Source organism: Sporosarcina beigongshangi (genome assembly GCF_033485195.1).
In the GTDB taxonomy this organism is placed as follows: Bacteria; Bacillota; Bacilli; order Bacillales_A; family Planococcaceae; genus Sporosarcina; species Sporosarcina beigongshangi.
The window spans coordinates 1-10,230 of record NZ_JAWLIR010000051.1; the positions used below are offsets into that span (position 1 = coordinate 1).

Sequence of the window (10,230 nt, forward strand, 5' to 3'; positions counted from 1 at the left end):
ACCAATCTTATATGTAAGGCTGGTTTTTTACTAGAATGAAAATATAATGATGATCTCGCATCGCCTTATACCATACATTAAAAGGGGAATGGCATGTGGAAATTTGAGGTAAGTAGGAATTTCTACAATATCATAAAAAAAATATAAATGCGAATGAGCATCAACTTTGTAAAACTATTGTAAAGGAAATGTTGAATCCCACTTGCTTATTTGCGGGTGGCCTTCATTTTAAGTACCCTATCCAACCAGTCAAATACCACACAAATCAGTTGGATTGGTGCTAAGACAACCGAATAAAAGGAGGTTAGCCAATGAAATACTGGATTCTAGTCGTTTAATCAATCCGAAATTGAATCCATTCAAGAAACAGTCCTAGTGATCATTGAATCGATCTTCAATATTAAATAGGATAATACCAAGTTGAGAAAAGAAAATTGTAAAATAGCGTTCAAAACTGATCTATATCAAACTACCTTCCCAGAAGAAGACGTTAAAGATGTTAACTAAATGTACGATGTAGCACATGTGGACTCATATGTAGACCACAATGAAGACAAATCGAATGCCTATGTTACTTTTGAACAAATCATTACCAATACAAAAAATGATCATGATGAGCGCAGCTATATCACCCTTCAAGTCTACTTACAAAAGGAAGGTGGAAAGTGGATTGTTAATGATTTTAAACAAGTTCATGTGGAGCCCACATGACCACACTTATAGATTCAAATTACAACATTATACGACGCCCCCCTTATCCACTAATATCTATAAATGAATGAGCGTTTACTCTTAGACAATCTTGCCCTAATTGAAGAACAGACTTTTTTATCCTATTCTAGTTCCTTTGATAAGTAACCAAAGTGGAACAAGGGGAGAGAGGAAATGTTTTTAGTACTCTCATCACACAGTTATCCGTTGTATCGAATTCAACTATGATAGCCTCCAAGTCATAATTAATGAAAGACTTTATATACTGAAGTATTACAAGTGGAATTATTCTCTGGTATTGACTACTAGAACAACCGCACCATCCCGTAATCGCAGGATTTTCCCGTCATCGTCGGTGTTTGTTGGAACTGTACAGACAGCCTTGGTACTTTTCTATGTGGAATGTTATAAGCTCAAGAACTTTGTTAGTGGTAAAGGTGAATTGAAGATTAAAACCAATCTTATATGTAAGGCTGGTTTTTTACTAGAATGAAAATATAATGATGATCTCGCATCGCCTTATACCATACATTAAAAGGGGAATGGCATGTGGAAATTTGAGGTAAGTAGGAATTTCTACAATATCATAAAAAAAATATAAATGCGAATGAGCATCAACTTTGTAAAACTATTGTAAAGGAAATGTTGAATCCCACTTGCTTATTTGCGGGTGGCCTTCATTTTAAGTACCCTATCCAACCAGTCAAATACCACACAAATCAGTTGGATTGGTGTTAAGACAACTGAATGAAAGGAGGTTAGCCAATGAAATACCGGATCCTAGTCGCATGTGGTACAGGAGGAGTTACATCAACACATGTCGCAACACGATTAAAAGAAGAACTCGCCCGTCGTGGTATAGTCGTAACTACAACCCAGTGTCGAATCCAAGACATAGCAGTTAATCTTACGGGTATCGACCTTATTGTCACAACGAGTAAAGTTGAGAAAACCTATGAAGTTCCACTATTTAAGGGAATTCCCTTTCTTACAGGAATAGGTGCAGATCAACTTCTGACCGAAATTGTGAAAGCGCTTGAAAACAAAAAAGAGATCAAGGGGGAAACCAACTGATGCAGGAAATCATCGTATTTTTTCGAGATACCTTGGGAAACACTGTCACCTTGCCTATAGTGGTCGCCGTTTTAGGTATGATATTGGGTATGCGTTGGACAAAGGCTTTAAGATCGGGTGTGATAGTTGGGGTTGGATTTATTGCAATAAACTTGGTAGTCGGTCTTCTGCTTGACTCACTTGGACCAGCAGCTTTTGCGATGACTGAGCGCCTTGGTCTTCAGCTAAATACCATTGATTTGGGCTTTGCTCCAGCAGCTGCCATAGCTTTGGGAACAGCGGTAGGAGCAGGCATCGTACCATTTGTGTTTTTACTCAACGTTGTAATGTTACTTACACGAATGACTAAGACTCTTAACGTTGATATCTGGAATTACTGGCATTATGCATTGAGTGGTTCGTTGGTATATTTCATTACTGGAAATAATTTTTGGGCAGGCGTTCTTGCAGCAATGATTCACGCGATGTTCTCACTACTTATTGCTGATGCGGCAGCACCGAAAATCCAAGAATTTTTTGATCTACCGGGTGTTTCGGTACCACATGGATGGGCGACAACATCTATTCCTATAATTTGGGGAATGAATTGGCTCTTTGATAGAATCCCTGTCATCAAAAAGATTGACATTGATATGAAGAAGATGCAAGACCGTATCGGGGTGTTTGGTGAGCCGATCGTTTTGGGTTTAATGATTGGAGCAATAATGGGAATTATTGCTGGGCAGGACGTTGGAGGAATTCTAAAATTGGCAATGTCCCTTGCCGCCGCAATGTTCCTCTTTCCCCGGATGGTAGCGATTCTTATTGAGGGACTTCTACCTCTCACCGAGGGAGCTCATAAGTTCTTCAACAAAAGACTTAAAGGCCGCGAAGCGTATGTTGGTCTTGATTCCGCCCTACTGTTGGGCTACCCAGGAACTATCCTTTTAGGCGTGCTTTTAATACCAATCACGCTCATCCTGGCTATCATATTACCTGGAAATAAAACTTTACCCTTTGCGGATCTTGCCGCGACTGCGTTCTTTATACCTATGTGTGCGCCCTTAATGAGAGGAAATCTATTCCGTAGCTTGATTACAGGTACTGGCATTATTGCAATGGTTTTATTGATTTCTTCTACTTTTGGACCGGCCATTACTATGTTTGCTACAGAGGCAGGCTATGTTCTTCCGGCAGAGGCAGCAAGTTCTCAATATATCACGGGTCTCTCAGCAGGAAATCCAGTTGCATTAATACTCTACTGGGTTGGTGAGCTAGGTTCAGTCGTTTCTTTAGGTATCCTATTTGTGATTACCCTTGTAGGTGCTGCTACTGTTGGGATTAGGCGCAATCGTAAAGAACGACAGGCAAATCTAGCGGCTTAAGAAGTTAAGAGATCAAGTCTGTGCACAGCGGACTATCCGTTTGTAGTATTCTGGGTATTTGCATAATAGGTGTTTTGAACACGATATATTCGCAACTTTGATATAGTGATTCTTATATTTATGCGGGGGTAAAAAACTCCGAAACCTGAAGGTCATTAGTGGTTTGCTACAAATGGTCTCCCGAGTGACCTTCCCCCGTAATAATTGCTTGGCGGAGTTCATTCAGCAAATGAACACAAGTAGCACTGGTAAACTGATTGCCCCATCGATTCTTATAGTTAAGATTTTCACCAGATATTTTGTGCCACTTTAGCCTGTGAAGGGGTTCATTTTTATGTAAGCACAATTTCGTTCTGATATAGAAAGGAGATAAAAGAATGGGGAAATTAAAAGTTGGTATCGTTGGAACAGGATGGGTATCTGCGGAATACATTAAGGCATTTGGTCAAAATCCAAACGCAATAATCACAGCCATCTGCGGTACATCACATGTCAAAGTACAAACAATAGCAGAAGAATATGGATTGAGTGATATACAATCCTTCGACGACTATAATACATTTCTTTCGGAAAGCGACGTGGACATTGTCGCAATTCTGACTCCAAATCATCTCCACGCCGAGCAGGCGATTAAAGCAGCCAACGCAAAGAAACATATCGTGATTGAAAAACCATTGGCTACAAATTGGTTAGACATGAAACGAATGCAGGAAGCTGTTCATAATAATGGAGTGAAGACGGTGGTGGGCTTTGTCCTTCGATTCCATCCTCTATTTGAAACCGCGAAAGAGTTGGTTCGTAATGGGACTGTAGGCGATCCGTTTTATGCTGAATTTGACTATATGCATGCCATTACACCATCTTATAACTGCTATGAATGGTCCCGACGTACTAAGACGGGTGGTTCGATTCTCCAAGTAGGGGGATGCCATGCGGTGGACGGTCTACGCTGGTTTATGCAGAAGGAAGCAAAGAAAGTTGTTGCGCTTTCTGGAAGGTATAGGGATGACTTCGAACAGGATACGACCATCGTGTTTTTAGTGACGTACGAAGATGGTTCAATAGCCAAAGTATGCGGATCTTACGACAACGTCTCACCTTATATTTTCAATATGAAGCTTTTTGGGGATAAGGGCACAATGATTAACGATAAGCTTTGGTCTACCAACACTTTCCCAGGTCAAGAGGATTGGATGCACATACCGACAACAACACCGGACTCGGGAGATGTAGTCACACATCCGTTTCCGCAACTAGTAGATCATTTTATTGATTCGATCTTAAATGGTACCCCTTGCATTATTGATATTGATGAAGCAATGAAGACTTTCGAGATTATCGAAGCCGCTGATCGAAGTGCGGCTGCCGGTGGTGAGCCTATCAGCTTGCCTTTGACGAGAGGTGTTAGTGATGAAGTTTAGTCACATAGGTATTACAACTCATGAGAAACATCCTGATGAAGTATATGTTGCAGAAACAAAGGTATGGGTAACGAACGCGGATGAACATAGATTCCGTATAGAGTGGTTGCGGTATGAAGAGGATAGTCCCGTTCCAGATATCATAAAAGAAACGCCCCACATTGGATATGAGGTTGAATCCATTGATGAAGTGGGATCCAACTTTAAGTGCATACTCGGTCCTTTCAAAGTCTATGAGGGAAAAACTGTGGCTTTTTTTGAACTACCCGATGGCGCTGTTGTCGAGCTTATGGAGATTAAAAATGAGTAGTATAATTTTTTGGTTTTCTAGAATGAAACTCTTGAATAGAAGAGGAGGTTTTTTTTATGAAGCTTTTGAGTAGGGAGTCTTTGGAGGTTTTGGATGCTATAGAGTCTCTAAAGCTCATTGCTATGGACGTGGATGGTACCTTAGTACCCCACGGGGGAACAGTGAGTGAGCACACACGACAGATGCTGGAGTATGCTCGCAATAAAGGTATCGAGGTGATATTAGTGACTGCGCGACCACCTCGATGGTTAGGACCAGTAGTTGAGGCGCTTGGCTTCCCACCAGTTGCCATTTGCGGAAATGGTGCAATGAGTGTTCATACTAAGGATTTTTCAGTTTTGAATATGGTGGAGATAGCCAAAGATCTTGCCTTAACCGTGGTGAAAGAGATTAAGAAAATTGCGCCAGATGCAGTTTTTGCTGCAGAAGCAATGGATGTGCTTAGGGCTGGACCAGGTTATCAAGATCTTCCACCAGGAGTGCGTCAAGCCGAAGGGTTGGTACCTGAAAATCGTTATGAGACGATTTTGCCTATGAACTCTTTGGACGAGATGCTAAAGTCAGATATATACAAAATCGTTTCAGAGACCTTTATTCTGGATGCTGATGATTTTCTGGGTAAAGCACAAGATGCCGTTGGAGAGCTAGTAGCAGTTACAAGATCTGTCACGGGACGCGCCTACATCGAGTTTGGTCCATTCGGGCTTTCGAAAGCAGAAACGTTGGCGAATTACTGTGATAGTTTAGGGATTGATGCCTCAGAGGTTATTGCTTTTGGTGATATGCCTAACGATATTGAAATGCTGCAATGGGCTGGTACTGGAGTCGCGATGGGTAACTCCCATACAGATGTAATACAGATTGCAGATTTAGTCGCCCCCGATGCATTGGATGGTGGTATCGCAATAGTCTTAGAGCACATCTTTTCTAGGTAGATTATGCGAGTAAGACGGTTCAACACACTATTTGTGACAGCCACTGATTATTTAATTCACAGGGGGGAAAATAGATGGGTAAGACTCGCGCTGTTGAGATAACTGCACAAGATTTATTTAGTGTTAAGGCTGCTATCGAAGGAGGTGCTGATCGTGTTGAGTTGTGTACGGCTCTGGGGACTGCAGGACTTACCCCTTCCATAGGTCTTATTGAGGGAGCTGTAGAGCTAGCTTCTAAAAATGGGCTCAAGGGGTTTGTTGATGTTTTGGTAAGACCTAGAGAAGGTGACTTTGTCTATGATTTGGACGAGGTAGAGACTGCCATCCGTGATATTCGCTTGGCCGTTGCGGCAGGAGTTGATGGGGTTGTCATTGGAGCACTTCGAACTGATGGGAGTATTGATTGCGTTGCTATGTCAAGGATGATGGAGGCGGCGGGGGATACACCTGTTGTTTTCCATCGTGCTTTTGATGTTCTTGCTGACCAATTTGTTGCCTTGGAGGAGCTTATTGAAATGGGGGTTGTAAGGATACTTACATCTGGGGCGGCCCCGAAGACGGGAGATGGTATTAGTCGTCTTCAAGAGTTGGTGAAGCGTGCAAATGGTCGTGTAGAGATAATGGCAGGTGGTGGTGTGCAGATTACTGAAATACGCCAGCTTTTTGATATAGGGGTTGATGCAGTCCACCTGTCAGCAAAACGTGCGATAACTGGTGGTCCGAACCGTCCAGGAGAAAAAGCAAGTTATTTTCAGGCTGACGTTGGATTGGTTCGTGCCGCGGTTGAATCCACCTGTTAGTTTATTACCGAATTAGATTATTGCCCTGCAACGACAGGTATACGGTTTTGCCGAGAGCGCTAGGGAGGGCAAAGCAAAAGACCATTGCTGTTGCATCTCTATTTTATTGACTGGGACCAGAACAGAAAAGAAAAGGAACTAGAAGCTGTAACGTGCAAATATTAGGTAAGTAACTTAACTCCGTGTGGTTCACTCCCTGTGTTGTTATCCCAACAAGCTATTCGTCTTTACCGAATGTATCAGAAGCATTCAATGCTTTTTTATGAAAGAAACTTGTAGTTTTCAAAGCCAAATATATCTTTGGAAGAACGATTGTTGGTTTCAATATTCCAGCGTATGTTGTAGTAGCGTAGGAGGATAACGATATCCAAGCTGCAATAAGTATAAAGGATACGAAAGGGAATATTCTCTGAAATGAATTCTTTCCTTGAACAACAGAACCTTAGTAGTTCAAATGTCTATATTCCCTGGGTAAACTTTTCGATTAATCCTCAATCCGACAATCAAATGATAAGCTTATTAGTGAAGTGTCATTCCTATTCGTAACTAGAATACAAAACTAGTCTTAAATTAGCAAGAGTTGACGACAAATAGTTTAGTAAGGGGTGGTTGGGTTGAAAATAAAAAGACGGCAATACCAGTTGACAAAAATGCTTTGCCGTACTAAAGATTATAAGCCCACGTCTTATTATGCCCAAAACTTGAACGTTTCAACTAGAACAGTAGCTAACGATCTAAAAAGTCTAAATGAGGTCTATCGAAAATATCATGTAGTTCTAGAAAGACGCCCTAGTTATGGAGTTGTATTGAAGGGGAAAGAGACTGATCTAGAACGTTTGATGAAGGATTTTGATCCGAATATTGATGTGGACTCCATCTTCGAAAGATATGCTAGACAAGCAGAAATTATAAGGATAGTTGTTCTAGGTGAAGAGATAGTGACGTATGAAAAGCTGGCATTTATTCTTTGCACTAATACATCCATTGTATCCAAAGATATGGCAAGTCTAAGAAGCTTTGAGAATGACTATTGTCAAATAGTATCCGATGCATATGGCACACGAATTAGAGGCACAGAATACGGAAAACAAAAACTATTGAAGGATTTTTTTAATAGCTATATGAATGCCTGTTTCCAAAATGTTTCAAATGAAAAGCTCGCTAGCATTTTATCAGATTATTATCCTAAAACGGTGATCATGGTTGTTAAGGACATACTAGACTCCCTCCAGGCCATTTTCAAAAGAACATTGGAGGATTATTATTTAAATTCACTATTTATTTTCTTAGCCACTATCGCCACCAGGAAGAAAAGTGGGAAAGAATTCATTTTGGATTACGAGTTGCCGGGACGAGAAAGCATCGAACTATTAAGCAACTATTACTTGGCAGTTGAAATCAATGAGCAATTCGGAGAGAAATTAGGGATCCAGTTTACTAAAAAAGAAATCGGTTATATTAGTTATCAACTCTTTATGCATAGGATAGAATTGAACATTAACAATAAGTACCTGGAAAATATTCTTTACGAGCATATCACAGACTTTATCAGGAGAATCGGCAAATCTCTTGGCTTTGATCTATCCCAAGATCAGAATTCGTATGACACTTTGATTTGTCATATGATTCCGATGGTCTATAGAATAAAATCTAATATCGTTATTGGGAACCCTATATTAAATGAAGTTAAAAGTAACTACCCAGTCTTATTTAATCTAACGTGGTTTCATTTGAATGATTTCGCAAAGACGTTGGATATTACTTTTTCGGAAGATGAAGTGTCTTTTATTGCCATTTATTTGCAGGTGGCTATTGAGAGAGCATCTTCTAAAGGGTACGTGATTATTGTGTGCGAAACAGGTTTAATAACATCTGAGTTGTTAGTCAGCAGAATTAGGAAGAACCTTCCTGCATCAGTGGAATTGAATGTGATTCCTCTAAATAAAATTAGCCAAGAAGATGTGACATCTGCTGATTTTGTCATATCTACCATTTCCGTGAGGAACCTAGGAAAGCCATATATTAAAGTAAGTCCCTTTGTTACTGACGAAGAGTTAAAAGAGATTTATTATTACTACTTAAAGTATTCCGAAAGCGAAATTGTCCGATTTAACCACAGCAAACGCAATAGCATGGAGTATATAACGGGATTAATTAGTCTGGATCAGATCCATATTAAAACAGACCTTAAAACTAAGAAAGAGTGTATAGAATTTTTAGTGGACAGTCTTTACGCAGCGAATTATGTGTACGAAGATTTCAAATCTGATATCTATGATCGGGAAGCACTAGGAAGCACTTATTTAGCTTCAGGTGTGAGTTTTCCTCACGCCTTGTCGGAAAATGTAAGAGAGGGAGCGCTATGCATATTATCACTGCCAGAAGGTGTGTTTTGGGATGGCAAACTAGTGTATCTGGTTATGATGTTAGCCATAAAGGAAGAAGATGCAGAACAGATTATTGAAGACTTACCAGTTCTTTATAAAAAAGTGTTAAATGATCAATTTGTTGGTGAAGTAGTAAAGTTAAAAAAGAAGAGTGATGTGCAAAATATGTTACGAAGTTAGATGGGGTCCACTCGGGAGTGTCAATAGTATAGTAGAAATGCAGTAATTACTCCTTATCAGTAGCCTGAAAATGAAGAATTCGCACATAGAAAACACATTGGAAGGAATTAAAAAATTTTTTTAGGGGTTACCCTACTATGATAATTATTTGCAATAGGGAAAGTACTTTACTTGTCTTATGCTAGTGATAAACGTGGGAGGTCAGATTAGAAACAATTGCGGAGGTGTACAATATGCAGAACTGTAATTCACACAGCGGAATTATCTTCGATGAAGACTTAGTAATTTTAGATTTACGTGCTATCGATAGAGAAGATGTTTTGATGAAAGTAGGCGGCAGATTAACTGACCGTGGATTTGTAAATGGGGACTTCATAAATGCTATTATAAAGAGAGAACGTGATTTTCCAACAGGGATAAAAATACAAAGTATTGGTATTGCAATTCCACATGCAGATACAGAATATGTCAATCAGGCTAGTATAATCGTTGGAGTGCTAAGCGAGCCGGTTGTTTTTCAACAGATGGTTTCTGATGAAGATATAGCAGTAAATATAGTTTTTATGCTTGCTATTAAGAAACCCGAACAGCAATTAACCATGCTGCAAAAGTTAGTGGATATTATTCAAGACGATGCTACTTTAAAAAGTATTTGTGGTGCCACTAGTGAATTAGAGATAGCAACCATAATGAGGGGAAAATTAGGAGATGAAGTTCGCGGCGAATATAGATAACTTTGTCCTGAATTATTCACCCGTAAGTGTAAAATAATGGATTCAACTAGAATTCATTATTGCTTGCTTCCATTTAGTAAGTCCATAGTCTTTTGTTCTCTATAAATACATTTTTTTATTTTACTACTACAAAAACTACATTTTAGGGCAGGCTACTCCCTTGGTCGTATAGCGACTAACTTAAACTGGAATTAAAGTTCTGTTACTCCAGTTTTAATTGTTGGATACGGGTAAGTACTTTCCAATAGAATTCTGAATATACGGAGCTAGAAGATAGTTTGTAGTAAAGGGATGAATATTGCGGATGAATTGAG

General features: G+C 39.7%; 9 protein-coding genes. All 9 read left to right on the forward strand.

Annotated elements, in window-relative coordinates:
• Nucleotides 1–507: 507 nt before the first annotated feature.
• Nucleotides 508–711 (forward strand): hypothetical protein, encoded by a 204-nt coding sequence (locus R2B77_RS16345; protein ID WP_203247280.1) that lies wholly within the window; start codon nucleotides 508–510, stop codon nucleotides 709–711.
• 765 nt (nucleotides 712–1,476) lie between these two features.
• Nucleotides 1,477–1,785 carry a PTS sugar transporter subunit IIB gene (locus tag R2B77_RS16350; protein ID WP_203247281.1) on the forward strand — a complete coding sequence of 103 codons (309 nt, stop codon included), beginning with the start codon at nucleotides 1,477–1,479 and terminating at the stop codon, nucleotides 1,783–1,785.
• The gene (locus tag R2B77_RS16355; RefSeq protein WP_203247282.1) at nucleotides 1,785–3,149 is read left to right on the forward strand and encodes a PTS galactitol transporter subunit IIC; all 1,365 of its coding nucleotides are present in this window, start codon (nucleotides 1,785–1,787) and stop codon (nucleotides 3,147–3,149) included. The genes R2B77_RS16350 and R2B77_RS16355 overlap by 1 nt, the downstream gene beginning before the upstream one ends.
• Before the next feature lie 377 nt (nucleotides 3,150–3,526).
• Nucleotides 3,527–4,570 (forward strand): Gfo/Idh/MocA family protein, encoded by a 1,044-nt coding sequence (locus R2B77_RS16360; RefSeq protein WP_203247283.1) that lies wholly within the window; start codon nucleotides 3,527–3,529, stop codon nucleotides 4,568–4,570.
• On the forward strand, nucleotides 4,560–4,880 hold the full coding sequence (locus R2B77_RS16365; protein ID WP_203247284.1) for a VOC family protein: 321 nt from the start codon (nucleotides 4,560–4,562) through the stop codon (nucleotides 4,878–4,880). The genes R2B77_RS16360 and R2B77_RS16365 overlap by 11 nt, the downstream gene beginning before the upstream one ends.
• A gap of 56 nt (nucleotides 4,881–4,936) precedes the next feature.
• Nucleotides 4,937–5,815 (forward strand): HAD family hydrolase, encoded by an 879-nt coding sequence (locus R2B77_RS16370; RefSeq protein ID WP_203247285.1) that lies wholly within the window; start codon nucleotides 4,937–4,939, stop codon nucleotides 5,813–5,815.
• A gap of 74 nt (nucleotides 5,816–5,889) precedes the next feature.
• Nucleotides 5,890–6,615, forward strand: coding sequence for a copper homeostasis protein CutC (locus tag R2B77_RS16375; RefSeq protein ID WP_203247286.1), 726 nt, complete (start codon nucleotides 5,890–5,892; stop codon nucleotides 6,613–6,615).
• A gap of 614 nt (nucleotides 6,616–7,229) precedes the next feature.
• The gene (locus tag R2B77_RS16380; protein ID WP_203247287.1) at nucleotides 7,230–9,182 is read left to right on the forward strand and encodes a BglG family transcription antiterminator; all 1,953 of its coding nucleotides are present in this window, start codon (nucleotides 7,230–7,232) and stop codon (nucleotides 9,180–9,182) included.
• Nucleotides 9,183–9,415: 233 nt separating this feature from the next.
• Nucleotides 9,416–9,916, forward strand: coding sequence for a PTS sugar transporter subunit IIA (locus tag R2B77_RS16385; protein ID WP_203247288.1), 501 nt, complete (start codon nucleotides 9,416–9,418; stop codon nucleotides 9,914–9,916).
• Nucleotides 9,917–10,230: the final 314 nt, after the last annotated feature.